Annotated in this window: 27 protein-coding genes and 1 riboswitch; of the genes, 9 read left to right on the top strand and 18 right to left on the bottom strand. The window is 57.3% G+C overall.

The annotated features are described in order from the left end of the window. Positions 1–28: 28 nt before the first annotated feature. The 7 genes from uca to IBT46_RS15430 form a co-directional block, all read right to left on the bottom strand. On the bottom strand, positions 29–3,628 hold the full coding sequence (gene uca, locus IBT46_RS15460; RefSeq protein ID WP_200546405.1) for an urea carboxylase: 3,600 nt from the start codon (positions 3,626–3,628) through the stop codon (positions 29–31). A gap of 77 nt (positions 3,629–3,705) precedes the next feature. Then, a complete protein-coding gene (locus IBT46_RS15455) occupies positions 3,706–3,870 on the bottom strand; it encodes a hypothetical protein (protein ID WP_172606625.1) in 165 nt (54 codons plus the stop codon). Continuing rightward, positions 3,861–4,496 carry an urea amidolyase associated protein UAAP2 gene (locus IBT46_RS15450; RefSeq protein ID WP_200546404.1) on the bottom strand — a complete coding sequence of 212 codons (636 nt, stop codon included), beginning with the start codon at positions 4,494–4,496 and terminating at the stop codon, positions 3,861–3,863. Before IBT46_RS15450 ends, IBT46_RS15455 begins: the two co-directional genes overlap by 10 nt. Continuing rightward, entirely contained in the window at positions 4,493–5,236 is a 744-nt protein-coding gene (locus IBT46_RS15445; RefSeq protein WP_200546403.1) for an urea amidolyase associated protein UAAP1, read from the bottom strand. The genes IBT46_RS15450 and IBT46_RS15445 overlap by 4 nt, the downstream gene beginning before the upstream one ends. Positions 5,237–5,247: 11 nt before the next feature. Then, positions 5,248–6,021, bottom strand: coding sequence for an ABC transporter ATP-binding protein (locus IBT46_RS15440; protein ID WP_200546402.1), 774 nt, complete (start codon positions 6,019–6,021; stop codon positions 5,248–5,250). After that, positions 6,018–6,833 (bottom strand): ABC transporter permease, encoded by an 816-nt coding sequence (locus IBT46_RS15435; RefSeq protein WP_200546401.1) that lies wholly within the window; start codon positions 6,831–6,833, stop codon positions 6,018–6,020. Before IBT46_RS15435 ends, IBT46_RS15440 begins: the two co-directional genes overlap by 4 nt. A 24-nt stretch (positions 6,834–6,857) precedes the next feature. Further along, a complete protein-coding gene (locus IBT46_RS15430; RefSeq protein WP_200546400.1) occupies positions 6,858–7,916 on the bottom strand; it encodes a putative urea ABC transporter substrate-binding protein in 1,059 nt (352 codons plus the stop codon). 59 nt (positions 7,917–7,975) lie between these two features. Next, positions 7,976–8,075: riboswitch (guanidine-I (ykkC/yxkD leader) on the bottom strand. A gap of 269 nt (positions 8,076–8,344) precedes the next feature. Between IBT46_RS15430 and IBT46_RS15425 the strand changes: the two genes are divergently transcribed. Beyond that, positions 8,345–9,361 carry a lipoate--protein ligase A gene (locus tag IBT46_RS15425; RefSeq protein ID WP_200546399.1) on the top strand — a complete coding sequence of 339 codons (1,017 nt, stop codon included), beginning with the start codon at positions 8,345–8,347 and terminating at the stop codon, positions 9,359–9,361. Positions 9,362–9,396: 35 nt separating this feature from the next. Here IBT46_RS15425 and IBT46_RS15420 read toward each other — a convergent pair whose 3' ends face one another. The 7 genes from IBT46_RS15420 to IBT46_RS15390 all read right to left on the bottom strand — a co-directional run bounded on the left by IBT46_RS15420 (position 9,397) and on the right by IBT46_RS15390 (position 15,395). Further along, positions 9,397–10,728, bottom strand: a complete 1,332-nt coding sequence (locus IBT46_RS15420; protein ID WP_200546398.1) for a VWA domain-containing protein — start codon at positions 10,726–10,728, stop codon at positions 9,397–9,399. A gap of 88 nt (positions 10,729–10,816) precedes the next feature. Further along, the gene (locus IBT46_RS15415; RefSeq protein WP_200546397.1) at positions 10,817–11,392 is read right to left on the bottom strand and encodes a TerD family protein; all 576 of its coding nucleotides are present in this window, start codon (positions 11,390–11,392) and stop codon (positions 10,817–10,819) included. A gap of 72 nt (positions 11,393–11,464) precedes the next feature. Next, positions 11,465–12,043: a tellurium resistance membrane protein TerD gene (gene terD, locus IBT46_RS15410; RefSeq protein WP_200546396.1), complete on the bottom strand. Its 579-nt coding sequence runs from the start codon at positions 12,041–12,043 to the stop codon at positions 11,465–11,467. A 59-nt stretch (positions 12,044–12,102) separates the two neighbouring features. Further along, positions 12,103–13,140, bottom strand: a complete 1,038-nt coding sequence (locus IBT46_RS15405) for a TerC/Alx family metal homeostasis membrane protein (RefSeq protein WP_200546395.1) — start codon at positions 13,138–13,140, stop codon at positions 12,103–12,105. A gap of 23 nt (positions 13,141–13,163) precedes the next feature. Beyond that, positions 13,164–13,619, bottom strand: a complete 456-nt coding sequence (locus tag IBT46_RS15400) for a tellurite resistance TerB family protein (RefSeq protein ID WP_200546394.1) — start codon at positions 13,617–13,619, stop codon at positions 13,164–13,166. A gap of 22 nt (positions 13,620–13,641) precedes the next feature. Continuing rightward, positions 13,642–14,814: a TerD family protein gene (locus IBT46_RS15395; RefSeq protein ID WP_200546393.1), complete on the bottom strand. Its 1,173-nt coding sequence runs from the start codon at positions 14,812–14,814 to the stop codon at positions 13,642–13,644. Then, positions 14,814–15,395: a TerD family protein gene (locus IBT46_RS15390; protein ID WP_105595622.1), complete on the bottom strand. Its 582-nt coding sequence runs from the start codon at positions 15,393–15,395 to the stop codon at positions 14,814–14,816. The genes IBT46_RS15395 and IBT46_RS15390 overlap by 1 nt, the downstream gene beginning before the upstream one ends. A gap of 316 nt (positions 15,396–15,711) precedes the next feature. Here IBT46_RS15390 and IBT46_RS15385 point away from each other — a divergent pair, with 316 nt between their 5' ends. The 6 genes from IBT46_RS15385 (at position 15,712) to IBT46_RS15360 (ending at position 21,281) form a co-directional block, all read left to right on the top strand. Next, a complete protein-coding gene (locus IBT46_RS15385) occupies positions 15,712–16,767 on the top strand; it encodes an ATP-grasp domain-containing protein (RefSeq protein WP_200546392.1) in 1,056 nt (351 codons plus the stop codon). A gap of 10 nt (positions 16,768–16,777) precedes the next feature. Next, positions 16,778–17,917: a phosphoribosyltransferase domain-containing protein gene (locus IBT46_RS15380; RefSeq protein WP_200546391.1), complete on the top strand. Its 1,140-nt coding sequence runs from the start codon at positions 16,778–16,780 to the stop codon at positions 17,915–17,917. Next, positions 17,910–18,692 (top strand): hypothetical protein, encoded by a 783-nt coding sequence (locus IBT46_RS15375; protein ID WP_200546390.1) that lies wholly within the window; start codon positions 17,910–17,912, stop codon positions 18,690–18,692. Before IBT46_RS15380 ends, IBT46_RS15375 begins: the two co-directional genes overlap by 8 nt. Continuing rightward, a complete protein-coding gene (locus tag IBT46_RS15370) occupies positions 18,685–19,758 on the top strand; it encodes a cysteine protease StiP family protein (protein WP_200546389.1) in 1,074 nt (357 codons plus the stop codon). The genes IBT46_RS15375 and IBT46_RS15370 overlap by 8 nt, the downstream gene beginning before the upstream one ends. Continuing rightward, complete coding sequence (locus IBT46_RS15365) at positions 19,758–20,714, top strand: HpcH/HpaI aldolase/citrate lyase family protein (RefSeq protein WP_200546388.1); 957 nt, start codon at positions 19,758–19,760, stop codon at positions 20,712–20,714. Before IBT46_RS15370 ends, IBT46_RS15365 begins: the two co-directional genes overlap by 1 nt. Positions 20,715–20,807: 93 nt before the next feature. After that, entirely contained in the window at positions 20,808–21,281 is a 474-nt protein-coding gene (locus IBT46_RS15360) for a tellurium resistance protein TerW (RefSeq protein ID WP_200546387.1), read from the top strand. Between the two features lie 85 nt (positions 21,282–21,366). On the opposite strand, the gene IBT46_RS15355 is transcribed toward IBT46_RS15360, so the two are convergent. Both IBT46_RS15355 and IBT46_RS15350 read right to left on the bottom strand, forming a co-directional pair. After that, positions 21,367–21,579, bottom strand: coding sequence for a glycine zipper 2TM domain-containing protein (locus IBT46_RS15355; RefSeq protein WP_105595629.1), 213 nt, complete (start codon positions 21,577–21,579; stop codon positions 21,367–21,369). A gap of 249 nt (positions 21,580–21,828) precedes the next feature. Further along, positions 21,829–22,641, bottom strand: coding sequence for an AraC family transcriptional regulator (locus IBT46_RS15350; RefSeq protein ID WP_200546386.1), 813 nt, complete (start codon positions 22,639–22,641; stop codon positions 21,829–21,831). 128 nt (positions 22,642–22,769) lie between these two features. Here IBT46_RS15350 and IBT46_RS15345 point away from each other — a divergent pair, with 128 nt between their 5' ends. Further along, positions 22,770–23,159 (top strand): hypothetical protein, encoded by a 390-nt coding sequence (locus tag IBT46_RS15345; RefSeq protein WP_200546385.1) that lies wholly within the window; start codon positions 22,770–22,772, stop codon positions 23,157–23,159. Between the two features lie 106 nt (positions 23,160–23,265). On the opposite strand, the gene fhuA is transcribed toward IBT46_RS15345, so the two are convergent. Further along, the gene (fhuA, locus tag IBT46_RS15340) at positions 23,266–25,422 is read right to left on the bottom strand and encodes a ferrichrome porin FhuA (RefSeq protein WP_200546384.1); all 2,157 of its coding nucleotides are present in this window, start codon (positions 25,420–25,422) and stop codon (positions 23,266–23,268) included. Between the two features lie 228 nt (positions 25,423–25,650). On the opposite strand from fhuA, the gene IBT46_RS15335 reads away from it, so the two are divergent. Then, positions 25,651–26,340 (top strand): FadR/GntR family transcriptional regulator, encoded by a 690-nt coding sequence (locus IBT46_RS15335; RefSeq protein ID WP_200546383.1) that lies wholly within the window; start codon positions 25,651–25,653, stop codon positions 26,338–26,340. Positions 26,341–26,427: 87 nt separating this feature from the next. Here IBT46_RS15335 and dksA read toward each other — a convergent pair whose 3' ends face one another. Next, positions 26,428–26,805 carry an RNA polymerase-binding protein DksA gene (gene dksA / locus IBT46_RS15330; RefSeq protein WP_105595671.1) on the bottom strand — a complete coding sequence of 126 codons (378 nt, stop codon included), beginning with the start codon at positions 26,803–26,805 and terminating at the stop codon, positions 26,428–26,430. Positions 26,806–26,859: the final 54 nt, after the last annotated feature.

The raw sequence follows: 26,859 nt of genomic DNA, 5'->3' as shown, positions 1-26,859 counted from the left end.
CGGCAGCTGTACCAGAATGTCTGAACGGTCAGTCCCGCTCAATGACCACCACGCACTGCCCGGCCCTGACGGCGGAACCCGGCGCGGCACGCACCTCGCGGACGATCCCGTTGCAGGAGGCCAGCAGCGGGATCTCCATTTTCATCGATTCCAGAATCACCAGAGGCTGACCTTTAGTGACAGTGTCACCCACATTTACGCTGACCTGCCACAGATTACCGGCAATACTGCTTTCCACCGCCTGATGCCCCACCGCCAGCGGTTGGTATTCATCCTCAACGATCGCTTCTTCCTGGCTGTCGAAGTGTGCCTGGCCGGAAGCGATCCAGCGCTGGCGTTCGGCATCAAACGCAGACTGCTGATGGTCGCGGAATGCCGAAATAGTCTGGCTTTCCTGCGTCAGAAACGCCTGATAGTCGGCCAGCGCCAGTTCACTTTGCTTGATTCTTAACGGATAGCGCCCCAGCGGGAAGTCGCGGCGGATAGTTTCCAGCTCGGCGGCGCTGACCGGGAAGAAGCGAATGCGGTCGAAGAAGCGCAGCAGCCAGGGTTTTCCGTTAAAGTCCGCCACATTGCGATAGCGGTTCCACATTTGCAGGGTACGGCCAACAAACTGATAGCCTCCGGGCCCTTCCATACCGTAAACGCACAGATAGGCACCGCCGATACCGACTGAGTTTTCGGCGGTCCAGGTGCGTGCCGGATTGTACTTGGTGGTCACCAGACGGTGGCGCGGATCGAGCGGCGTGGCCACCGGTGCGCCGAGATATACGTCGCCCAGACCCATTACCAGATAGCTGGCTTCAAACACCGTACGATAAACCGCATCGATATCCGGCAGATCGTTAATCCGGCGGATAAACTCCAGGTTGCTCGGGCACCAGGGAGCATCGCGGCGCACGGTGGTCATGTATTTATCAATCGCCTGCTGGCACGCCGGATCGTCCCAGGAGAGCGGCAGCCAGACTTCGCGCGACGGCACGCGCAGATCCTGCTGCTGGCAGACGTCCTGCCACAGTGGCGCAATCATCGCCAGCAGCGATTCCAGTGACAGCTCGTCCGGGCGGTAGTGGATTTGAAGCGAACGGATACCGGGCGTGAGGTCAATGATCGCCGGATTCTGTAGTGTCTCCAGCGCCTGCATCAGGGCGTGTGCACGAAAGCGCAGCACCAGATCCAGCTCCGCCGCGCCGATTTCCAGCAGCAGATGCGTGTCGCCGGACAGGCGGGCGACCAGCCGACGATCGTCCTGGCCGCAGTCCAGCACCACCGGGGACGCAATCGGTGCAGTCAGCCAGCGGTTCTCCTGCGGCTGAAGCGTTGCCAGTTCGGTTTGACGCTCGGCCACCAACCGCCGCGCGGTAGTGATATCGACCGGTACAAAGCGCAGGCGATCGCCCGCCTTGAGCTGTCCTAGCTGCCAGAGGTCCGCCTCAATTACGGTGACCGGGCAGACAAATCCGCCCAGGCTTGGGCCGTCGGGACCGAGGATCACCGGCATATCGCCGGTAAAATCCACCGCGCCCACCGCATAGGGATTATCGTGAATATTTGACGGATGCAGCCCCGCTTCACCGCCGCTTTCACGCACCCACTCCGGTTTGGGACCAATCAACCGCACACCGGTACGGCTGGAGTTAAAGTGAACCTGCCACTCGGTAGCAAAGAAGACGTCGATCCAGTCGGCGGTGAAATATTCCGGTGCGCCGTGTGGACCATAAATCACCCGCAGCGTCCGAATATCGGGCAGCGGCGCGCAGAGTTCAGCAGGAAGCGTGGCTCCAGCGACACCGCCATCGCAGGCAGCAAGATGCAGCACATCACCGGTACGTAAGGCACGACCGGCGTGGCCGCCAAACTGACCGAGAGTAAAGGTGCTTTTGCTGCCCAGATACTCCGGCACGGCAACACCGCCGCGCAGGCACAGATAACTACGTGCGCCAGCGCTGGCGATCTCGCCCAGCTTAAGTACGGAACCGGCGGAAACCGCCAGCGTGGTATTCATCGGCTGAGGCACGTCGTCCAGTTCGATGCCGATTTCTGTGCCGGTAATGGCGATAACGGCGGCGGTATTAAAGCGCAGCGTCGGGCCGCTGAGGGTGATCTCCAGCGCTGCCTCGGATGGCGAATTGTCCAGCAGCCGGTTGCCCAGCCTTAGCGCGCGGTCGTCCATCGGTCCCGACGGCGGCACGCCGACCGCCCAGTACCCCAGCCTGCCGGGATAATCCTGTACCGTGGTTTGCGTGCCGGGCTGGAGCACTTCGATAGTTTCGGCCAGATAAACCAGCTGTTCCAGGCAGCGCGTCCACGGCTGGCCGCTGGCGAAAGGACGATCTGCAAGGATCTGCTGCAGGTACTGACGGTTGGTTTCTACGCCGTACAAACGGGTATTGCCAAGCGCGTCGCTCAGCGCGGCGGTCGCTTCTTCACGGCTGTCGGCCCAGGTGATGACTTTTGCCAGCAGCGGATCGAAGAACGGCGGGATTTCGCAGCCCGCTTCAATCCAACTGTCGATGCGCAGCCGCTGACCATCTGCCGACGGGAAACTGACCTCGGTCAGCAGCCCGGGCGACGGCTGGAACTGGCGGGCGGGATCTTCGGCATACAGCCGCGCCTGAATCGAATGCCCCTGCGGCTGCAATCCTGCTGCCAGTTCCGCCAGCGGCGGCAGCGCTCCGGCGGCCAGTTCGATCATCCAGCGAACCAGATCCACACCCCACACCTGCTCGGTTACGCCGTGCTCCACCTGCAGACGGGTATTGACTTCAAGGAAGTAAAACTGCTGCGCTTCACTGTCGTAAACGAACTCCACGGTGCCCGCGCTGCGATAGTTAACCGCTTTCGCTAACTGTAGGGCAGCGCTACACAGCGCATCTGCCATCCCTTCCGGCAGATTCGGTGCCGGGGTTTCTTCAATGACTTTCTGATTGCGGCGCTGAACCGAGCAGTCGCGTACGCCAAGAGCGATCGCGTCTCCGGCACCGTCACCGAAGACCTGAACCTCCAGATGGCGCGCGCGGGTAATGTATTTTTCAATAAACACACCGCCGTCGCTGAAGTTGTTTTCGCCCAGTCGTTTTACCGTGGCAAACGCGTCGGCCAGTTCGCGGGCATCACCGCAGACGCGCATACCAATGCCGCCGCCGCCCGCCGTGCTTTTCAACATTACCGGATAGCCAACCTTTTCTGCGGTGTTTAGCGCATCATCAACGCTGTCCAGCAGATCGCTGCCCTCCAGCAGCGGCACCCCCTGACGGCGGGCCAGATCGCGGGCGGTATGTTTCAGGCCAAACAGCCGCAGCTGCTCCGGGGTCGGGCCGATAAAGGTGATACCTGCCGCTTCGCAGGCATCGGCAAACGCCGCATTTTCCGACAGGAAGCCGTAACCAGGGTGAATGGCCTGTGCTCCGCTTTCACGTGCGGCCGCAATGATTTTTTCCACCACTAAATAGGTTTGCGCCGCAGGCCCGTCGCCAAGGCTGATGGCCTCATCGGCCTGGCTGATATGCAGACTTCCGGCATCCGCTTCGGAAAATACCGCAACGCCGCTGACGTTCATGGTTTTCAGCGTGCGCAGAATGCGGGAGGCCAGCGTGGCGCGGTTGGCAATAAGGACTTTTGTAAACATGGTTGAGACTCACACTCTGGCGGGCCGTCCCGCCATCAATCCGATCTCCTGTGGTCGTCCACCGGAGAAAAATCGCCTTAACGCGAGCGGGATGATGCACGCCCGCTGAGGTGGCCCGACGGATCGGACAGCACCGCATAATTTGCGGTGCGGGCTTCCAGCAGCCGCAGGCATAGCAGCCCCGCTTTCTGCCAGAAACGCAGCGGCATCACTAATCGCAAGCGCTGAAAAATTAATTCCATATCAGTACCTCAGCCGCGGTCGGGTTCCAGCCGTTGCAGGGATTGTTCAACTGCGGGCAGTTTGAGATCAGCACCATCACATCGCATTCCGCGTGCAGTTCAACGTACTTTCCGGCGGCCGAAATACCATCGGCAAACGTCAGTCCCCCGTCCGGCGTCACCGGCACGTTCATAAAGAAATTGATATTGGCGGTAATGTCGCGCTTTTGCAGGCGACCATCGTGCAGACTGGCGCAGAGGAAGTTGTCGCGGCAGCTGTGCATGTGGCGTTTATCCAGCGCATAGCGCACGGTGTTGCTCTCCTGTGAACAGGCTCCGCCCAGCGTATCGTGGCGGCCGCAGGTATCGGCGACGATGGTCAGCAGCGGATTGCCGAGGTTGGAGTAAAGTACGCTGCCGGTGGTGAGGTAGACGTTATTCTGGCGGCGCAGCGTACGCTGGGCATCGTAGCGCTCGCGGGGGTTGCGGGCGCTGTAAAACAGCGTATCCACCGCCTGATTGCCCTCAAGATCGTGCAGGCGCACCGTCTGACCCTGGCGGACTTCGAACAGGAACGGTTCACCCGCAGGAATAGTGTGGCGGTAAACCGCATCGTGGATATCTCGGGTGCTGGCAACGGGATTCATAATGGGGCTCCATGGCGGCAAAACTGCGTGGTGTTGATCAGCGCGCGGGCGTTCTCAGCGCGGATTTCGATACAGGACAGCAGCGCAGCGGGATCGTCCGCCTTCCGCCAGCTGAGGCTGACCGGGCGCGGAGCATACTCGGTCGCCGGGTCCATCGGATGCTGGAGCGCGGTCATAATCACCAGCACGTCGAGCGGCGCGTAAAGTTCGATGTAACTACCCGGTCGGGAATAGTCGCGCTCAAAATGGAACTGGCCCTGCCCATCCACCGTAACTTTACTGAACAGGTTCAGGGTCATCAGCAGATCCTGCAGATTCAAATCCCATTTACCCATCTCGACCAGCAGGTTGTCGGTGCCGTTGCGATAAAAGCCGTTTCTCAGCTCCTGGTAACGACCCTGGCCGTATTTTTCCAACGTTTCAGCCGCATTGAGCACGCCGCCAAAACTGTCGTGCCAGCCGCAGGTATCCGCCACGATGGCCGCCAGAACCCGGCCCATATCGGAATACAGGCAGTGGCCGGTGGTCAGCTTCGCCGTGTGCTGCGCTTTCAGGGTGTCCGGCAGATTCAGGCGGTCGCTTTTCTCTGCGGCGTTCAGCATCATCAGGCTGACGTTGGCACCGCCGGTGGTATCGGTGATGCGCAGGATCTGTCCGCGACGCAGGATAAATGAGGTGTGTCCGCCGCCCGGCAGAACTTCGCTCTCAGTATCGGCATGATTGTGTTCAGTGGTGTTCACAGGGAAAACTCCTATACGGCTGAAGCCGACGTAGCGGTCGTCACGCTATCGCGTGGCGGCTGGCGCTGCTCGTTCAGCGGGATGTCATAGGTGATCCGGGCGCCGTACGCTTCCGGTTCGTGGGGATCGATACGCACTTTGTCAAACACCAGCAGCCGGGTGCCCAGATGGAACCCTTCGCTCAGATCGTGAGTGACCATAAACACCGTCAGGCGGGTTTCCTGCCACAGTTCCAGTAGCAGCTGGTGCATATCTTTACGGATGCCGGGATCGAGCGCGCCAAAAGGCTCGTCGAGCAGCAGTACGCGCGGCTGCATAATGAACGCCTGGGCAATCGCCAGCCGCTGCTGCATGCCGCCCGACAGCTGGGCTGGATATTTGTTCAGCGCGTGGCCAAGCCCCACCCGTACCAGCAGTGCAGCGGCCTTTTCCCTCGCCTCCCGCTTTTGCTGGCCGAACAGGCGGCCGCTCCAGCGTGAGCGCGGCAGCTCCAGCCCGATGGTGACGTTGTCCAGCACGCTGAGATGGGGAAAAACGGAATAGCGCTGGAACACCACGCCCCGGGTGATGTCCGGCTCCGGTTTGAGCGGTTCTCCGGCCAGCAGAATCTGCCCTCGACTGGGCTTTTCCTGTCCCAGTAGCAGACGCAGAAAGGTCGATTTTCCGCAGCCTGATGCCCCGACCATGGTGCAAAACTCCCCTTCGGCAATGTGCAGATTCAGGCGTTCCAGCACCACGTGGCGGCCATACTCCTGCCAGATGTTGTCGATGACGATAAAACTCATGACTGTGCTCCTGTCGACCACGGGAACCCTTTGCGATTCAGATAGCGCAGGCCGAGATCCATCAGCCAGGCCAGCAGAGTGATCCACACTACATAAGGCAGGATCACATCCATCGCCATATAGCGGCGCACCAGAAAGATGCGGTAGCCCAGCCCGGCAGTGGCGGAAATCGCCTCTGCGGAGATCAGGAACAGCCACGCCGCGCCCAGCATTAACCGCAGTGAGACCAGCAGTCGAGACAGCAGCTGCGGCAGCACCACGCGCAGGACCAGCGTCCAGCTGCTGGCCCCCAGCGTTTGCGCTTTAATCAGGATTTCTACCGGGATCTCCCGCGCCCGCTGCTCCAGATCCCTCGCCAGCATCGGCGTGACGCCAATAACAATCAGCATCACCTTCGACAGCTCGTCGAGGCCGAACACGATAAACAGCACCGGCAGTATCGCCAGCGGCGGCACCATCGAAATCACCGTCATAAAGGTCGAAAGCGGTGCGCGCAGCATGGGGAAAACCCCGGAGGCAATGCCGAAGCACAGCCCCAACAGCGCGGCGATGCCCAGCCCGACCAGCAGACGCGCCAGGCTGACCAGCGTATCCGTCCAGAACAGGTAATCGCCGCTGCGTTTGTCCGCTACGAAGGCCATACGGTGCACGGCATCGATCATCTGTCCTAGACCCGGCAGCAGTTTGTCCTGCGGGTTGGCCTCCAGACGGATGGCCGAGCCGATCAGCCACGCGGCGATCACCAGCACAAACGGCAGCAGTATCAGCATCAGGCGCGCGCCTGGCGTCGGGTGGCGATTAATTTGCCGCATTGCGTTTACTCCTTGCGCCATCGGTTACAGCTTGCCGTCTGCGGCCATCTGCAGATAGCTGTCGTCAAAGCGCAGCTTCAGGTTGCCGCTGTCGCCCTGCGTTACGCCGCCGGGGAACTGCATGCCGATAAAGTCCGCACTCTGCGCACCGTCGCCCAGTAGCCCCTTATCAAAGGAGAACTGCGCCACGCGCTGCATGGTTTTTGCCAGCTCGCTGCCGGTTATAAACTGCAGGTTGTCGGCCGGGGTATAAAACAGATGGGTGGTTTTCAGCTGAGCCTGATAGCCAGCGAGATCGGTGCCGGAGGCGGTCGCCATCTCAGTCAGGGCTTTGTTATCCCCGGCCTTCATCAGCGCCATCATTTCAAACCAGGCACCGGTTAGCGCCTTGCCCAGAGCCGGGTTGTCTTTCAATACTTCAGTGTTCACCACCATCATGTCGATCAGCTCGCCGGGAACCTGCTGCGAACCGAACACTTCGGTGGTGTCCGGGGTGGCTTTGATTACCGAAAGCTGCGGGTTCCAGGCCACGGCGGCCTGCACGCCAGGGGTGGCGAAGGCGGAAACGATATCGGCATCGGAGGTGTTCACTACCGTGACGTCTTTCTCCTGCAGCCCGGCTTTCTCCAGGCCACGCACCAGCAGATAATGCGATACGGACAGCTCAGGCAGATACACCTTCATGCCTTTCAGGTCGTTCAGGGTTTTGCCTTTGCCCTTCAGTACCACGCCGTCGTTGCCTTCGGAATAGCTGCCGAGGATCAGCGCGGTGCTGTCCACGCCGCCGGCAGCAGGAATAGTCAGCGCATCCATATTGGTCATGGTGCAGCCGTCAAACTGTCCGGCGGTGTACTGGTTGATTGACTCGATGTAGTCGTTGAGCTGGGTGACGTGGATTTTAATGCCGTACTTAGCGGCCCACTTATCGATGATGCCGGAGCTGGAAATCTGCCCCCAGGGCATCCAGCCTGCATAGATGGTCCAGCAGACGTTGAATTCTTTCTTGGCGGCGGCCTGCGTCGGCAGGCTGAGAAGCGCGGTGGCGGTAAGGAGACAGGCGCCCAGCAAACGGGATAGTTTCATATCGGACCTCGGTGTCGGCGGAAAAAATACGGGAGCAGCGCTACACCTGCGGTGTTGCTGTCTCCCGGGCTTTTGTCCCGCCGTGTAACCTCAACCGAGGTCGCCAGCTCTCGGACCAGACATCCACGTTGGTGGACCGGAACCCTAGCCTGCTATTTTTTGTCAGTTATCTGGGTAACGCTGCTGCTTAGTGAGTTAAAAGCAAAAGCTATGCCAGAAGTTCAATTCCATTTTAAACAATGAGTTGCGATAATCAGAACGCGCGAGTCATCTTTTTCTGACTCACGATCAGGCAGGTTGCATCACTTCGGTGCAGCCCGGCATACGGACGAAGGTGACACGTCGGTCGCCGCCAGAGTATGATCCCTGCGCCGCACTCCCCCCGCCGCGATCCGCCCGGCGGCCTTAATATGGAAATGGAGTTACTAATGTCCTCACTGCGTTTATTGTTATCTGAATCCTGGGACCCGTGGTTTAACCTTGCAGTGGAAGAGTGCATCTTCCGCCAGATGCCCACCACTCAGCGGGTGCTGTTCCTGTGGCGTAACGCGGAAACGGTGGTCATTGGCCGGGCGCAGAATGCGTGGAAAGAGTGCAATACCCGCCGCATGGACGAAGATGGCATTCGCCTGGCGCGGCGCAGCAGCGGCGGTGGCGCGGTGTTTCACGACCTCGGCAACTGCTGTTTTACCTTTATGGCCGGTAAACCGGAGTACGACAAAAGCGTGTCTACCGGGATTATCCTGCACGCGCTGGAAGCATTGGGCATGACGGCGGAAGCTTCAGGACGCAACGACCTGGTGGTCAGCACCGCCGATGGGATGCGCAAAGTCTCCGGTTCGGCCTATCGTGAAACCCGCGATCGCGGGTTTCATCACGGTACTCTGCTGATGAACGCCGATCTGTCACGGCTGGCCGACTATCTGAACCCCGACGAGAAAAAACTACAGGCCAAGGGCATCACCTCGGTACGTTCCCGCGTGGCTAATCTGCAAGAGCTTCAGCCGGATATCAGCTATGAGCGAATTTGTGACGCTGTCACACAATCCTTCTTCGACTACTACGGAGACCGCTGTGAGCCGGAGCTGATTTCACCGGAAGCGTTCCCCGACCTCCCCGGCTTTGCCGAAACCTTTGCCCGTCAGAGCAGCTGGGAGTGGAACTTTGGTCAGGCCCCGGATTTCGCCCATCAGCTGGATACCCGCTTCAGCTGGGGCGGCGTGGAGATCCACGTTGACGTTGAGCGCGGCATCATTCAGCGCTGCCGGATTTACACCGACAGCCTGAACCCGGCTCCGCTGGAAGCGCTGCAGGAAAAGCTACAGGGCGTGAAATATCAGCCGCAGAGCGTTTCGCGGCTGGCGGAAGCACTGATTGTTGAGTTTCCGACGCAGCGGGAGGAGCTGATGCAGCTGGCGGCGTGGCTGGAAGAGAGTCTGCGCTGAGTGGCACTGCCTGCCGCATTCGCGGCAGGCAATGATCAGAAGACCCTGTCCGCTTTCGCCGCATCGTACCACTGGCGGAACTCCTCCAGCAGCAGATCGTACAGACGCTCGGATGACATTTTGGCGAAGTCGTCGATAGCGAAGAAGTTGCTGTTGTCGATCCGGCGATCGCTGAAATCGTCCAGATTCTCCAGAATGCCGTAATTGCTGCCGCCGAGGCCGACAAACTTCCAGAAGATTGGATAGTTTGCCGAACGGCGGATCGCCTCTTTAATCTGCCGCGTTTTGCTGATGCCACCGTCGGTGATAAACACCACGTACACTGGCAGATCGCTGTGGCGGAAGCTGTCGACAATCTCTTCCATCACCGGCGGTTCGTTATTGGTGCCGCCGAGTCCCGGCAGCAGCTCCAGCCAGCCGCGTTTACCGCCGGTGCGAATGGCATCGATGTAGCCGTCGAGATTATCCAGCGTCACGTCCGGGTACTTGGCATGACGTTCGGCAAAGCCCCAGACATCCATCGAGCCGTCGTCATCGAACTGCACGGCCAGCACCGCAATGCGGTCCAGTACCGCCTGCACGTTACCCTGCTTAAACTGTTTGGTCATCGAACCGGAGGCATCCAGCACGAAGGCCACCCGCGCTTTAATATCGTTCAGGCGGTGCTTGCTGAGGCTGACGGTGGCATTTTTTGCCAGGCTGACCAGCCGGGGAGCTTTCGCCTCCAGCTTTTTCTCCAGGCTGACGGTGGGTGCTGCGGAGGGGCCAGCGCTGCGTGACGGTGTCACAGAACCCAGGGCGGCAGCAGGCGATCTCTCGGCACCGAAAGAGGCCGCAGGGGCCGCTGCGGGCGCATCCGCCGGCGGGCTGGCGATATCCACCCCGTAGTTCAGTGCCAGCGGCTCCAGCCCGCCGTTAAAGCCCTGGCCCAGCGCGCGCAGTTTCCAGTTGCCGCCGTGGCGATAAATTTCAGCGACGATCAGCGCTTTTTCGCGGCGACCATGGGTTTCCGGTTCGAAGCGGGCAATGCCCGGTACATCCAGCGACAGGCCGCTCAGCCCGGCAACAGAGTCCGCGCCGTCAATCACCAGGGTCACGGCAATCTTACTGACCGCTGGCGTGATAAGCGCCAGATCAATCGTGACCGTACTGCCCTGCGCGGCCACGTTAAGCACCACGCTGCGATTGGGCGTTGCGGGCTGATTGTAGAAGATAAAGTCGCTGTCACCGCCAACCTTACCGGCGGCGTTCAGCAGAAAAACGGAGGTATCCGGATCACCGCGAAAACCCGGCACCGTGGGATAGTGCAGGTTCAGGGTAAGCCGTGTCGTATTGACGACCAGGTTCTGGCCAGACTGAAGCAGCATAAACAGATCCTTTGTTGATTGAAGCGCATATCGGCGCAGGAAGGCGAAAAAAAACCCGGACTCGCCGGGTTTGATTATTAACTGATTATCAGACGTTAACGCCGTGCTGGGAAGCCAGCGCGGACAGGCCACCGGCAAAGCCCTGGCCTACCGCTTTGAACTTCCACTCTGCGCCGTGGCGATACAGCTCACCGAAGACCATCGCGGTTTCGGTAGAGGCATCTTCAGACAGGTCGAAACGGGCGATTTCAGTGCCGTTGTCGTTGTTGTAAATGCGCATAAAGCTGTTGCTGACCATGCCGAAGTTCTGCTTACGCGCTTCCGCATCATAGATGGTGACCGCGAAGACCAGTTTTTTCACCTCGGCCGGGATTTTGCTCAGTTCAACTTTCACCTGCTCATCGTCGCCATCACCCGCACCGGTGCGGTTGTCGCCCTGGTGCTCAACGGAGCCACAGCTGCTCAGCTTGTTGTTGAAGAAGATAAAGCCGCTGTCGTTCAGCACTTTGCCATCTTCGCCAACCATAAAGACTGAAGCATCCAGGTCAAAGTCCTGACCGTCGGTTACGCGAGCATCCCAGCCCAGACCGGCCATGGCGATGTTCATGGTTGGTGCTTCTTTGGTGAGGGATACGTTGCCGCCTTTTACGAGAGAAACTGCCATTTTAATGCTCCTGCTGATAATGGGTGATTCGGGCAGCGTCTTACTGCCCGGTTGGAACAATGAATAAAACTATCAGGATGCGTTGATGCCGTACTGGGCACACACGGATGCCAGACCACCGGCATAACCCTGACCGACCGCGCGGAATTTCCACTCGGCGCCGTGGCGATACAGTTCGCCGAACAGCATTGCGGTTTCGGTAGAGGCATCTTCGGTCAGATCGTAACGGGCCACTTCGCTCTGGTTGTCGTCGTTAACCAGGCGGATAAACGCACCGGAAACCTGGCCAAAGCTCTGACGACGCGCCTGCGCATCGTGGATAGTGACCACGAAGACGATCTTGTCGACGTCGCTCGGGATCAGGTCCAGTTTGATTTTCAGTGATTCGTCATCGCCGTCGCCTTCGCCGGTACGGTTGTCGCCGGTGTGGCTGACGGAACCGTCGGCAGACGTCAGATTATTGTAGAAAATGAAGTCAGCATCGCCGCGAACTTTGCCGCTGGCGGACAGCAGAAACGCTGACGCATCCAGGTCGAAGTCCTGACCATCGGTAGAACGTGCATCCCAACCCAGACCAACCAGAACATTTTTCATGGTTGGTGCTGCTTTGCTCAGAGATACGTTGCCGCCTTTGGATAAAGAAACGCTCATTATATTTTCCTCATAATTAGATTTTCGAATTCGTTTTCAGTAGACGCGGACTACCGCCCTTACTTTTCTTCCTCGGCGTCGGGTTTGCCCGGGAACATCACGCTGAGGATAATCCCCACCGCCAGTACACCCAGAACCACAAACAGGCTGGTTGTCGCCGAAATGCTGTAACCATGATGCCAGATGTGGTCGGTGGCATTGAGGCCCAGTTTCGCCGCGATAAAGAACAGCAGGACAATAACCGCCTTCTCCAGATGTACCAGATACTGTTTTAACGCTTCCAGAACAAAGTACAAAGTACGTAAACCAAGGATAGCGAACATCATGGCGCTGTACACAATCAGCGGCTCGCGGCTGACGGCGATGATTGCCGGTACAGAGTCGAAGGCGAACATCACGTCGGAAAGTTCAACCACCGCCACGCACAGGAACAGCGGCGTTGCGTAGCGCCAGGCTTTCGCACCGCGACCAATGGTCACGTCTTTGTTTTCCGGTTTTGCCAGCTCGGCATCCACTTCTTTCTGGCTCAGAACAAAGGCGTTACCTTTGATTTTCGGCCAGATCGGGAAGAAGCGTTTGACCATGCGGTAGGCCAGATGCTGCGAATAGTCTTCGATTTCTTCACTGTCATCGCCGCTTTTCAGCATCATGACCGCGGTCCAGGCCACGATAATGGCAAAGACAACCTCAACGTAGGGACCCAGGCTGAGCAGCCCGGTACCAATCGCCACAAAGATACCCCTGAAGACGATGGCACCAATGATCCCCCAGTACAGCACGCGGTGACGGTAGCGGTCCGGTACGGCAAACCACGAGAAAATCGCCATCATCACGAACAGGTTATCAACCGACAGCACTTTCTCCAGCGCATAACCGGTCACAAACAGGCTGGCTACTTCTGCACCGTGGTGAACGTACAGGAAGCCGGCGAAACCCAGTGCAACTGCAACCCAAAACACAGACCACAGCGCTGCACTTTTCAGCGATATTGGCTTGTCATCGCGATGCATGAACAGGTCAATAAGAATGGCTCCGACAGCCAGTACTACGAAAACAATGACTGTCTCTGTCGGAAAGCCGATATGCGTGGATACCATAGTTAACCCTTAAAGGTGTGACATCAAAGGCCGAATTCAGCCGGTTCAAAACCGAGCGCGATAGCAATCTCGCGAACGGCGCGCTGCTCATCCTGGTCAAAGTTGCCGTCGCTCTTCGCCACCGCGATACCTACGCGTAACGCAAGCTGAGCTGCTTCCGGCAGGTCTTTGAGGGCCAGGATATACTTCATGGTTTCGCCTTTACCGATTTCAATATCGAAATCGAAGCTGGTCACCAGTTTGTTAAAGAATTCGATAACTTCGGTGGTATCGAACACCTTCAGCTCATCGGACGCGCGCAGGAAGCCAATCATCTTCTGCTTCTCTTCCGCGCTGACGCCGTCGCTGGCAACCGCAATGCGCGCACAAACGGCCACGGTACCCTGCATAAATTTTTTATTTTTAAAGCGGCTCACCTGCCTGGTCAGCTCGTCACGGCTGGTGTTGAATGCGCCTTTTACCTTGTCAAAGAAACCCATCGCTACTTTCCTCTGTGAATAATTATTTAGAACCCGCTTTCCAGCGAAATCCCCAGCCGAAGGCTTCATCCATGTCGGAGTGGCCTTTGAAGAACTGGTTAATACGTTCGACTTTAATACTGCCGTTTTCGTTCATCAGACGGGCAATCGCACACATATTGCGGCGGTCCTGCCCTTCGGTCAGACGCGTTTCAATCGGCGGCTGGTCCGGGATATGCAGCGTCACTACGCCGTCGGTTTTATCCCAGCTCGGCACGCCTTCGTAAATGAAGGCATAGATCAGCACCTCGCGAATATGCTTCCACTCGCGGCCGTTGATATGCATCCATTCACCGTCGCTGATCGAACCGGTGCGGTCGTCGCCCTTCAGGTGCACGTAAGGTTTGTCGTTAAACGAACCGAAGGTGTTGCCCAGCGCCTGAATCACCCCCTTGCTGCCGTCGTTTAGCTCAACAAACGCGCCGATATCCAGGTCGATGCCTTTATTGCCGCCGAAGAACCCTTTCAGTCCACCCGATGAAGCCGGGGCGCGATGCCAGTTCAGGTTGATGCGGATCTCACCGAAGTTATCGCGCTTGGTCAGACTGATCGCCGGTTTTTCTTTCGTCAGCGTGACTTTGCTCAGGTTGATTTTACTGGCCGGTGCAGGCGCGGGCGTTGGGGCCGGAGCAGCAGCAGGCGCTGGAGCTGGTGCCGGGGTATCCGCCACATCCACGCCAAAATGTTCGGCCAGCGGCTTCAGGCCGCCGTTAAAGCCCTGGGCGATAAAGCGGAATTTCCACTCTGCATTGCGGCGATAAAACTCACCGAGAATGAGAGCCGCTTCCTGACGGCCGCTGATATCCACGTTGCCGTTCAGCAGCACTTCGCCTGAAGATTCGACCTGAATCGCCAGACGTTGCAGGCCCGCGACGGTTTGCGCACCGTCGCAGGTGACGGTAAACGCCACTTTCTGCACGGCAGCCTGTAATCGGCTGAGATCGACAGTAAAAGCGGTGTTATTACCCTGCGCATTCAGGCTGATGGTGCCATCGTTGTTTTCAGGCTGGCCGTAGAACACCATATCGGCGTCACCCTGTACCTTGCCGTTTTCAAACAGGCGGAAAGCGGAGGCGTCTACCGACGCGCCCGACAGCACGCGCACTGTCAGGGTCTGAGCGGGAACGGGGGCATTGCCCCCCGGAGTCATATTCATTAGCGCACCACTGTAGCAACAATGTCAGTATGCATCGCATCGATAGTGCGGCCGCTGCACGCTTTACCGTGAGCGGTGAAGTCCCACAGGCCGTGATTGCGGTGCAGAGAGGCGATAACGATACCGGTATGAGCGCCCTGCTCGGTCAGCTGATAACGTGCCAGTTCTTTACCCGCCTGATCCACTACGCGACAGAAGGCGTTTTCAACATCGTTAAACGACTGGCCGCGGAAGCTGTTAACGGTAAAAGCCAGATACTCAACGTCGGAAGGCAGACGAGACAGATCAACGTTAATGATTTCATCATCGCCGTCGCCTTCGCCCGTCAGGTTGTCACCGCTGTGAACCACTGAGCCGCAGTCGGATTTGAGTTTACGGAACCAGATGGTGTCGATTTCGCTACCTGATTTATCCAGCAAAACACAGCCTGCATCGAGGTCGATGTCGCCATCGCCGCCAAAGATCTTACCAAACAGGCCTTTCTTCTTTACTGGGTCCCAGCCGAGGCCGAAATGCAGTTTATTAATCGCGGAAGACTGCTTGCTGAGTGATACAGTCTGGTTCTTGCTTAATGAAACCATGGTCATAATTCCTTAAGATGAGTAATGAAAAAGGCGACTGACTTTTACGTCACAATCCTTGAGGTAGAAAATCATATCATGATGATGTTCTTGCACAAGATCCTTTTTTTTGTTCATTTATGACATTGATTTAACTTGTTGATTTTAATTAACTTTAATGATTAAAAAATAAATATAACATCGTATTATTTACACTTCTTTAGATGAAACTGGTACGTCTTTACGTTAATCATAATATGATTGACAACATTCTTCTGGCTCCCTACACTCGATGCTTATTTGCTGTGCAACTTCGCCCCTACCGGATAACTATAGAATGACAATGAACATTTGGCTGATGGAAGGTTTGTCCTCACAGCGCGATATTATTCAGGGTATCTCTGCTGCTGCTGAAGCATCGCAGCAGCCGATTTCCATTTTCGCGTCACATCGCCATCAACGTAATGAAATTCTTTCGCAGGGCGACTTTGCTCTGATTGAACCTGTGGAAGACGAACGGCGGCTGGCGTTTATTCTTTCCACGGTCGAACAGCACGGTATTCGGGCGATTCATACCGGGCGCAATGCCCGCTGGTTCGAATCCCGCCGCGCGGAGATTGAAACCAGTGGAGCCAGTCTGACCACCGGCGCTACCCGGGTTGAAATGCTGGATCTCGCCGATGACAAAGTCAGCTTTGCTGAGTCGATGGCGCAGCGCGGGCTGCCGGTCGTCCCCTCCATGCGCATTGACTCCACATCGCAGCTGCGCCAGCTGCTGCTGGACTCACCGTTTGGCGATGCGCCCCTGTGCGTGAAGCCGGTTACGGGTATTTATGGCATGGGTTTCTGGCGTTTTGATGAATCTGCCTCTCCGATGGCTGCATTTACCCACCCCGACAGCCGCCGGGTCCATCCGCATTTCTATTTACAGGCGCTGGACGCTGCCGATCGCGTTGAGCCGCTGGTGCTGATGCCCTGGCTGCCCGGTCCGGAGTATTCCGTTGATATGCTGGTTGAAAAAGGTTCTGTGCTGGCGGCGGTAGCACGACGCAAGGACGGCGCGCTGCAACATCTGGAAAACAGTGGTGAAGCTTACGAACTCGGACGCGCCTGCGCCGAAGCGATGGAGGCCGACGGGCTGGTGAATGTACAAACCCGCCATGATGCCAGTGGGAAGCCACTGCTGTTGGAGATCAACATGCGCCCTTCCGGTGGTATCGGCTACACCCGCTTTAGCGGCGTCAATCTGCCCGGCCTGTTCGCCATGCGACGCCTGGGTCTGATGACCGCACAGCAGGTACGTGACAGCGCTATCCGTGATTTTTCGCCTGCCACTGTGCGATCGATAACTGACGTCGTGCGTTATCAACCGCTGACCAACCTGATCCCGTAAGGAAACGAGAATGACTGCAATCTCTTCGCCACTGTGGCGCAAAACCTTAACCTGCGGCACGCTGAGCGTAACGCCAAACGGTAACACCATCCCGCTGGATGATTTGTTCGACGTAGCCGAACGCCGTAATCCGAAACGCGCCTTTTTGTTTGTCAGTAAAGTGCTGGGTCGCCATATTCCGGTCAGCCCGGCCACCATGCGCGGTGTTTATCGCCAGCTCGCCGCGCAGTTCCCCGCGCTGCCTGAAGGCCCGGTGCTGTTTATCGGCATGGCGGAAACCGCCGTGGGTCTGGGGGCGGGCGTGTTTGATGAGATGCGCCAGCGCGCGCCGGAGTCGGTCTATCTCAGTTCAACGCGCCATCCGGTTAGCGGCGAGCTGCTATGTGAGTTTAAAGAAGACCACAGCCACGCAACCGACCACCTGCTCTACTTACCCGCTGACGTTGAGTTACGCCGCCGGGTACAGAATGCCCGCACGCTGGTTCTGATCGATGATGAAGCCACCACCGGCAACACCTTTATTAATCTGCTGGCCGCGCTGAGAAACGACGCCGGACTGACCGGTATCGAGCGGGTGATCACCGTGACACTCACTGACTGGAGCGGCGACGCGATTGCCAGAGCCTGCCCGCTACCGGTGACCACCGTGGCGCTGGTGCGCGGCGACTGGCACTGGGAGAAAAACCCGGATGCGCCGATCCCGATTATGCCGGCGGTGAATGTAACCGCCAGCGGCAGCGTACCGGTCACCGGGCGGCAAAACTGGGGCCGTCTGGGCATGGATGCTCCGGCAGGCGATCTCGGCAAAGATATCGTCGCGTCCGTGGGTGAAAAGATCCTCGTGCTCGGCACCAGCGAATTCATCTGGGAACCCTTCCTGCTGGCGGAACGCCTGGAGCGTCAGGGTGCCGAGGTAAAGTACAGCTCCACCACCCGCTCGCCGATAGCGACCGGATTTGCCATTCAGTCGGCAATTGCTTTCAGCGATAACTATGGCCTGGGCATTCCGAACTATGTTTACAACGTGGCCCATCAGCAGTTTGACCGAATTCTGCTGTGCAGCGAAACGCCTGCCGACAGCCTCGATCCTGCGCTGATTGACGCACTCTCCCGGGTTGCGCCTCAGGTTGAGGTACTCAGCTATGAATAAGCCGGTAATTTTCTCCGATCTTGACGACACGCTGTTTCAGACCCGCCGCAAAATGGTCGATGAGCTGGCTCTGGAGCCGTTTCGCACCGGCGCGCTGGACCGCAGCCTGCAACCGCGCAGCTTTATGACCGAAGAACAGGCAATGCTGGTTGACTGGATGCTGGAACACTGCGATTTAATTCCCGTCACCGCACGCGGCACTGAAGAGATCGCCCGCGTTGAAATCCCCTTCCGCTCCTGGGCTGTTGCTACCCACGGTGCGGTGATCCTTAATCCACAGGGTGAAGCGGATGCCGAATGGCAGGCACTGATGCTGGCAAAACTGGCACCGTATGCGGCGCAGCTGCTAGCCATGCAGCAGCAGATCACCGAACTGATGGCGGAGCGCAATATTAACGGTTGGGCGCGTATCAACTATGAATACGAGCAGACGCCGATCTATCTGGTCATGAAGCATCGCGACAGCACCAAACTGGATGAGCTGTACGCCATCGCCGATGAGATCGAGCAGCGGTTCCCCACCGCAGGCTGGTATATCCATCGCAACAGCAACAATGTAGCCTGGCTGCCGGTGGTGGTGGAAAAAGGGCTGGCGGTCAGTTTCCTGCTGGAACGACTGCGCGCCGAGCGCGGCGTGTTTCCGGTGATTGGTCTCGGCGACAGCCTGAGCGATCATCGCTTTATGAAGCTGTGCAGCTGGTACGGCCTGCCGCGTCAGAGTCAGTTTGCAGATCATATTAACGAAGCGCTGTTCAGGGAGGCCGACCATGACTGATTTTTTGCCGTTTTCAGGCTCCTACCAGCCGCAGGACGTTCATTTTCTGCTGACGCCGGTGGAAATGGAAATGACGCCGGTCGATCGCAAAGAAGCGCTGATCCAGTCCGGGGCGAAGCACTATTCAGAAATGCTGAGCCAGGAGCCGGAGCCAACCGAATGGCATCTGGATTTGTTTGCCCGCGCGCTGGATCGCGGAGCGGAGCGGCTGGCAAAAGAGGTGGCGATGCTGGCGCAGGCGCTGATTGAGCGCTTTCCCGATACGCCGGTAGTACTGGCAAGTCTGGTCCGTGCCGGGGTGCCGCTGGGCGTGATGCTGCAGCAGGCGCTGCGTGAGTGCGGAAAAGAATCTTATCATTACGGTATCAGCATTATCCGCGATCGCGGCATTGATAGCGCCGCGCTGGACTGGATTGAACAGCGCCACGGTACGGAAGGCCTTGTTTTCGTTGACGGCTGGACCGGCAAAGGGGCTATCACCGGTGAGTTAATCCGTTCACTCAAGGATCGCCCTGGCTATCCGGCTTATCCGCGTCTTGTGGTGCTGGCCGATCCCTGTGGTCGCTCCTGGCTGTCGGCCAGCGACGACGACTGGCTGATTCCGTTTGGCATTATGGGTGCGCCGGTTTCCGGCATGATTTCACGCTCGATCTGGCGTAGCGAAGGGTTCCACGGCTGCGTGATTTGCCATCATCTCGAACGCTTCGAATGCAGCCGTCACCTGGTGGAGACGGTCGCCGCTCGCCGTCGCATGCTGGGTGAGGTTAAAGCCTGCGCGTGGGCTCCCGAGCAGAATGCCGGACTGCGGCAGCAGAGTGAAGCGGTCATTAAGCAACTGGCGGAGCAGTACGACATCACCAGTATTAATCGCATCAAACCCGGCATTGCTGAAGCCACACGAGCCGTGCTGCGCCGCGTGCCGGATCACGTGCTGGTGCGTTCGACCGACGATGCCGATGTCGCACTGCTGCTGCATCTGGCGCATGAGAAAGGCATCGCGGTAACCGCCGTGGGCGAGGCCATTGGTCAGTATCGGGCGGTCACCATTATCAAGAAGGTACTCTGATGAACGAACGGCTTTCTCCCTGGCGCCTGGGCGCAACGCTGTACATGCCCGCTACCCGCACCGATATCGTTGACGCCGTGCTGCACAATAAGATTGATGGGTTGCGTTCGTTGGTTATCTGTCTTGAAGATGCCGTCAGTGACGCCGATATTCCCCTGGCCCGCCGCAACCTGCGCCAGGTTTTGACGCACCTTGCAGCAGCTAAAAAGTTACAGGGTAACGCAAACTGGCCGCTGGTATTTGTCCGCCCGCGCGATATCACTATGGGGGCGGAACTGGCTGCCGACTGGGACCTGAGCGGTGTCGATGGTCTTGTACTGCCCAAATTCACGCGCCACTGCCTGCCTGTCTGGTGGGCAATGCTTAAAGATTCTCACCTGTGCATGATGCCAACGCTGGAAACTGAAGAAGTGTTCGACGTGGTGCAGATGCGAGAGCTGGCTGCTGCACTGGCGAATCATCCGTGTCGTCAGCGTATTATTGCCCTGCGCATCGGCGGTAATGATTTAATGAATGTCGTCTCACTGCGCCGTTCGCGGGAGTTCACCCTGTACGACGGCCCGATGGGCTACGTGATTAAAATGCTGGTTTCAGTCTTTGCCACGCGGGATTTTGCCCTGACCGCGCCGGTTTGTGAGCACATTGACGATCGGCAAATCATGGATCGTGAACTGGCGTTGGATATGCTGCACGGACTGGTGGGTAAAACCGCCATTCATCCCAGCCAGATTGGCATCATTGAAGCTGCGCTAATGGTGTCGGCCAGCGATCACGCTGATGCATTGCGCATCCTTAATTCCAGTCAGGCGGTATTTAAGTCGCAGGGCGCGATGTGCGAACCGGCCACCCATCGCCGCTGGGCCTCAGCCATCCTTGCTCGTGCTCAGGTATACGGCATTGTTAGCGAGAAAAATCAGGATGCGATCAGGCTGATGACCGCACTGACCAAAAGCTGAGCTAACCCTCAGACGATCCTGCCAGCAACTGCGCGTACCGTGCTATGCTGCGGGCCATAAAACTATAATGATGAATCCAGGCAGCGACTTATTATGCATCTCAGCACGCGACAGGCCCGAATTTATAAGCTGGCAATCCTTCTCGGTTCTGGAAAACCGGTGGCTGCCGAGACGATTATTACTGCCCTGAACTGTTCCGAACCCACGTTGACTCGTGCGCTGAAAGAACTGCGCGAATCCTACGCGGCTGAAATTAAATACAGTAAAGCAGGCCACTCTTATCAGTTAACCGGTATTGGCCAGTTGGATAAAAAGGCACTGCGCCGGATGAATGAAGCGCTGACTGAAAATGCCGAAGCAAAACCCGCTGAAACGGTTAGTCGTGTCTTTCTCGATAAGGATAAGAAAAAAGCGATATCGCTTTCGTTACGCATGTCGCTGCTGCGCAAAATCAACCGCCTCTCCAGACTCAATGAAATTACCCGCAGTGAAGCGGTGGATATGGCCGCTGCTCGCGGTATCGATCAACTTATTGAGGAAGCACTGGCGAAAAAGAAGGGAAATTGAACTGCTGCTGGTTTTAGCAACCTAACCCGCCAGCATTTACCAGCAGGTTAGTTTTTTCTGCGAACTGACTGACACAGCGAATTAATCAGCGGCTAATCTGATGGCCAATAATGCCCCCCACCGCCGCGCCGCCTACGGTGCCGAGAGAACTTCCTCCGGTCAGTACCGCACCGCCAATCGCACCAATACCTGCACCAATCGCCGTGTTTCTGCCCCGGTTAGACATATGTCCACAGGCAGTGATTGACAGCGTCAGCAGTACCACGACTGCTACAGAAAAGCTGCGTTTTAAAAGCATGATTAACCTCATTACCATTAGCAACAATGGCAGGTAGAAATAGTGTTTATGATTGTTTTTTTCCCGACAGCATCCCCGGTGTTGACCCGCGCTGTCGATAGCTGAAATCTACTGCCAGTGCGAATAGTGTAAAAGGTAAAAATTCCTATTTCTCAGGCCTGAACGCCATGGCTAACAGTTTGGGAGAATGCCTGGCCGGGTCAAAAAGTGTGGTTCGGTTATCCGGTGAAAAGCATCGTTCATTCAGCATTACAGTGCCCCCTGTGAGCCGGGGTAATATTGAGACGACCGCTCTTCCGCTAAATAGCGCCCCGGGGATTTTCCGGTAATTTTACGAAACATGGTGATAAATCCGCTGGCGTTTTCGTACCCCAACGTCAGCGCGACATTCTGTACTGCATCACCGAGCCGTAACTGGCGTAAAGCCAGCACGATGTGCAGCTGTCGTCGCCAGCGGCCCAGACTCATACCGGTTTCCCGCAGCAGCTGCCGGGACATATTGCGCTCGCTCATGCCGATGCGGTTGGCCCACTCTGCCGCCGGTGTCTTGTCGGACGGTGAAGCCATCAGTTGCGCGATCAGCCGGTTAAGCCGGGTATCGGACGGCAGCGGCAGCGGGAAGACATCAACCGGGGCGGCCGCCAGCTCATCCCGCAGCGTGGCCAGCAGGCGCACCTGCCGTGCACTTAACGACGCAGGATGCGAAAATTGTGCGGCGTGATGTAGCAGCTCGGCGAGCAGCGTTGTCAGTTGCAGGGTCGCGCAGTGTGGCGGCATCAACTCGTCCGCGTACAGGTGAAAGCTGGCCATTTCCCCCCTGCCACTGGCCGCGTGTTGCTCACCGCGCGGTATCCACACCGCACCGCGTGCCGGCACCCACCAGATCCCCTGCGGCGTTTCACAGCGCAGTTCACCGCTCAGGGCATAGATCAGCTGGCTGAACCGGTGGCGATGTCCGGGGATTCGCCAGTCCTTATCGCAGCGGGTAATGCCACAGGCGGTTATCGCACTTCCGTCCGCGCCGGAAATTAATGGCGAGGAGCGGATTAGGGTATCAGCCATCCCTTCTTCCCCTTGCCACACAAGTGTCATGGCCGAAACGGGCAACGGAATGACCGAACCCGCCAATGCCGGCCAGCAGCCGTTGATTTACGCTAAAGCGCTTAACTGATGCCATTAGGATTATCCATATGTTAATTAACGCTTCTCATTTTCCCCGCGTCTGGCTGTATCTGATCGACAAAACACAGTCGACGGAAGAAGGATTCGCTTTGTACCTGGAGCTGCTTGAACGCGGTGAATCTTTTGTTCTACTCAATGCCGAAGGACTGGATTTTTCCGCTTACCCACAAAGCAAGGACGAAATGCAGTACGTTGCCCAGTGGCGTAAAACCCACCGTGCGCTGCTGCGTCAGCGGGTACTGGCGGCTATTTTTATCGAGCCGGACGCCGCCCTGCGCGACGCGGCCCAGGAGTTTGCCGTGGGATACCGCAAGTTTTGGGGATATCCCATGCTGATTGTCGCCAGCGAAACGGAGGCGCTGTTGACGGCCGATCGCCTGCTATCGGTACAGCAATAATCTCTGCCAGACCCTGGCCGGGCAGAGAAAATCGCCATAGACGATCTGCCTAATGAAGGATCTGTCCCGGTTTGGGGGAGGAGGACTGCCTCCTCCCTTTTATGACTCAGAAACGGAAGGTGGCAGTACCGGTAATCTGGCGCTCCGCACCGTAGTAGCAGGCCGTCGTGGCATAACATCCGGCGACATACTGCTTATCAAACAGGTTATTGACGTTAAGTCCCAGCGATGAGCCCGGCAGATTGAACCGTGCCAGATCGTAGCGCAGCGCGGTGTTCCAAATCGTTACCGCCCCCGCCTTAAAGGAGTTGGCATTATCACCCCACGTAGAGCCAATGTAGCGTGCGCCCATGCCGAGCGTCAGTCCGCTCAGTACAGTGTTATGGACGGTATAATCTCCCCACAGCGAGGCCATATTTTTCGGGATTTCATACGGCTGGTTGCCCTGATACTGGCTGTCGCGGGTGAATTTTGCCTGCGTGTAGCTGTAGCTGGCGATGACATCGACGCTGGAGGTCAGCGCCGCTTTCGCTTCCAGTTCAATCCCCCTCGAGCGGACTTCGCCGTTCTGAATTGAGTTGTAAATATGGTCCAGATCGGTGCTGAGATTTTTATCTTTGGTCAGCTGATACACCGCCGCGCTGGCGGAAATCAATCCTTCGGCAGGGATATACTTGATGCCTGCCTCATACTGTTTCGCGCGGGAGGCCTGGAAAGTATGACCGTAATAATCAGTCCCGCTGGTTGGTAAAAACGACTCGCTGTAGCTGATATACGGTGCAATACCGTTATCAAACAGATAGTTCAGCCCTCCGCGCCAGGAAAATTCGCTGTCGTTCTGTTCAGTCAGCGCGTTACTTGCGGAGCGGTTCACTGAATCACTTTTTGCCCAGTCATAGCGCCCGCCCAGCGTGAGCATCCAGCGCTGCCACTGTGCCTGATCCTGGACATAAACACCGGTTTGCTGCTGATGGTCCACCTGGCTGCTCAGACTGAAATACGACACGTCGGTGTTGCCGTAAACCGGCTGAGTCAGGCTGAGATTTGATGCACTGCCGAAAGCGTGCCAGATATCATTACGAAGGTGGCGATAGTCTACGCCGAGCAGGCTGGTGTGTTCGATCTCGCCGGTGCGGTAGCGATTTTGCAACTGCGTATCGACCGAAAACGTGCTGAGCTGCTCTTTCATCTCCAGCGCACCGCGCGTGAGCTGTGTGGCATCGGTGGTGGAAATTTTGCTGCCATAGATCGTGTGATAATCCATTTCTGCGGTGGCGTAGCGCAGATTTTGCCGCAGGCTCCAGCCGTTGCCGAACTGATGTTCCGCGTCATAACCGAGCAGCATCTGCTTACGGGAGATTTTGTTATATCCCGGTTCACCATCGTTAAAGCTCGTTGGTAGTTTACCCGCTGCCCCGCCGGTGACGGTGCCTTCGGCTGGCAGATAGCCGAACCAGCCAATGTCCGGTTCATCGCTGAACTGGCTAAGGAACGTGATACGCGTATTGTCGTTCGGCTGCCAGGTCAGCGATGGAGCCAGCGAATAGCGCTTCGCCTTTTCACCCACCTGCTGTTCATCGCGATCGCTGGCCACCCCGGTCAGCCGCCAGAGAAATTCGCCGCTGTCATCCGCCGCGCCGCCAAAATCGAACCCGGTCTGATAAAGATTGTGATTGCCCATCTTGAACTGCACCTCACGCAGCGTCTCCGCCGTCGGACGCTTACTGACCAGCGCAATCACACCGCCCGGATCGCTGGCACCGTAGAGCACCGAGGCCGGGCCGCGCAGCAGCTCTACACGTTCCAGAAGGTAGGGGTCAACCTGAAAATTTGTGTAGCCGTCGCCCGCCAGCTTGAGTCCGTCCAGCCAGACATTGTCTGAAATCTGCGAGAAACCGCGAATATTCACCGAGTTAAACCCGGACACCGACCCACGGCTCTCTACCATTACCCCGGGTGCAAACCGCAGTGCATCCTTAACGGTAGGCGGATCGAGCAGATCCAGCTCTTCACGGGTAACTACCGATACCGACTGTGGCGTTTTAACCAGCGGCGTATCGGTTTTAGTGGCGCTGGCGCTGCGTTTAGCTACCAGACTCCCACTCGGCCCCCAGGCACTCTCCTCCGTGCTGGCGCTGACCGTCAGCGTTTCATCGCCGTTGTTATTGGCGTTGGCAAAAGGAGAAAGCAATGTGTTGCCCAGCGCTGCGGCAATCAATACCGCAATTGGTCGGCGTACGGGGTCAATCCTGAAATCATTCATGGTTTTCAGCTCGTTAGAACAGAGGTTGAACAACGGATAAGGGGGTGTTTTATGACGACATCATAAAATCGATCGTCATCGATCCTTTAAACATAGGATGTTTAAAATCCTATCATCCTATGTTTAAACTGACAATGAGAATGATTTTTAATAACGATTACGCCAGCATGGTGCTGAAATTGATCGGATGATAGGATAATGTTTTTATCAACAATCAGGCTTTGAACGATGAAATCACCCCAGGCAATCATGCGCCAGCCGCTGGTCAATACGGTTATCGACGCGCTACGTGCCGCTATAGGCGACGGCAGCTGGCCGGTTGGTGAGCGAATTCCCACCGAAGGCGAACTGGCGCAGTTGTATAACGTCGGCCGCAATACGATTCGTGAAGCGGTACGCGTTCTCTCCCACTCCGGTATGCTGGAGGTGCGTCAGGGGGATGGAACCTGGGTGCGCAGCGTGCTGGACCCGGCGGAAATTATGCGCCAGGTCGACAAAAGCAGCCTGCGCGATCACTTCGAATTACAGTGCATGATTGAATCCGAAGCAGCTAAATACGCAGCCGAGCGGCGTACGCGGGAAGATTTAACCGCGATGAAGCGCGCGTTAAAATTGCGCGGCGACTACTCATCGGGCAGAGATATGGCGGAGTTTGTCACGCTGGACAGCCGTTTTCACCAGGCGCTGGTTGAAGCTTCTCACAACGAAGCCATGCGTGCTCTGTACCACTATTTCAGCGTTTCGGTGCGGCATCATATTGAGCAGTTTTTGGCGCTGAACCTTTTCCCCGAGCCCAATTTACAGGCGCATACTGCGGTTTATGAGGCGATTGCCGCCCGCGATCCGCAGCAGGCACAAATGGCGGTCAGACAGATGCTGACCCCGACGATTAATTATCTGGCGCAGCTGAAGCCTTAAGCCTTAAGCGTGAAGCCTTTAGTCATCCGTTCCACCAGCACCAGGATCCGAGCACGATGGCGCAGAAAAAAAATGCGCCGACCAACGCTATTTACGCCAGGCGGCTTCTTTCATTTCGTGGGTCATTTTCACGTCGATGCTCAGCTCGGCGGTTGGCCTCAATAGCAAACGCGGCAGGCCGATAGGATCGCCGGACTCCTGACAGTAGCCGTACTCACCCTTTCTGATACGAATCAGTGCGGCATCGATTTTCGGTAGCAGGCGGCTTTCGCGATCGATCTGGCGCAGCAGCAGCCTCAGTTCTTCTTCGCGCATTGCCTTATCGGCTTCATCACCCTGGTTATCTCCCCACTGCAAACTGGCTTTCAGCTGGTCGATATGCGCCAAAAGATCCTGTTTGTCCTGCAATAAACGCTGCTGAAAAAACGCCAGCTGTTGGGCATTCATATAATCTGCGGGCGACATCGCCAGTAGCTTCTGCTCTTCTTTACTGCTCTGTGGCACACGGGCCTCCATAAT

The organism is Erwinia sp. S38, assembly GCF_016624545.1.
Classification (GTDB): Bacteria; Pseudomonadota; Gammaproteobacteria; order Enterobacterales; family Enterobacteriaceae; genus Erwinia; species Erwinia coffeiphila.
Note: the sequence above shows the minus strand (reverse complement) of the source record. Positions and strands in the feature narration are given on the sequence as shown.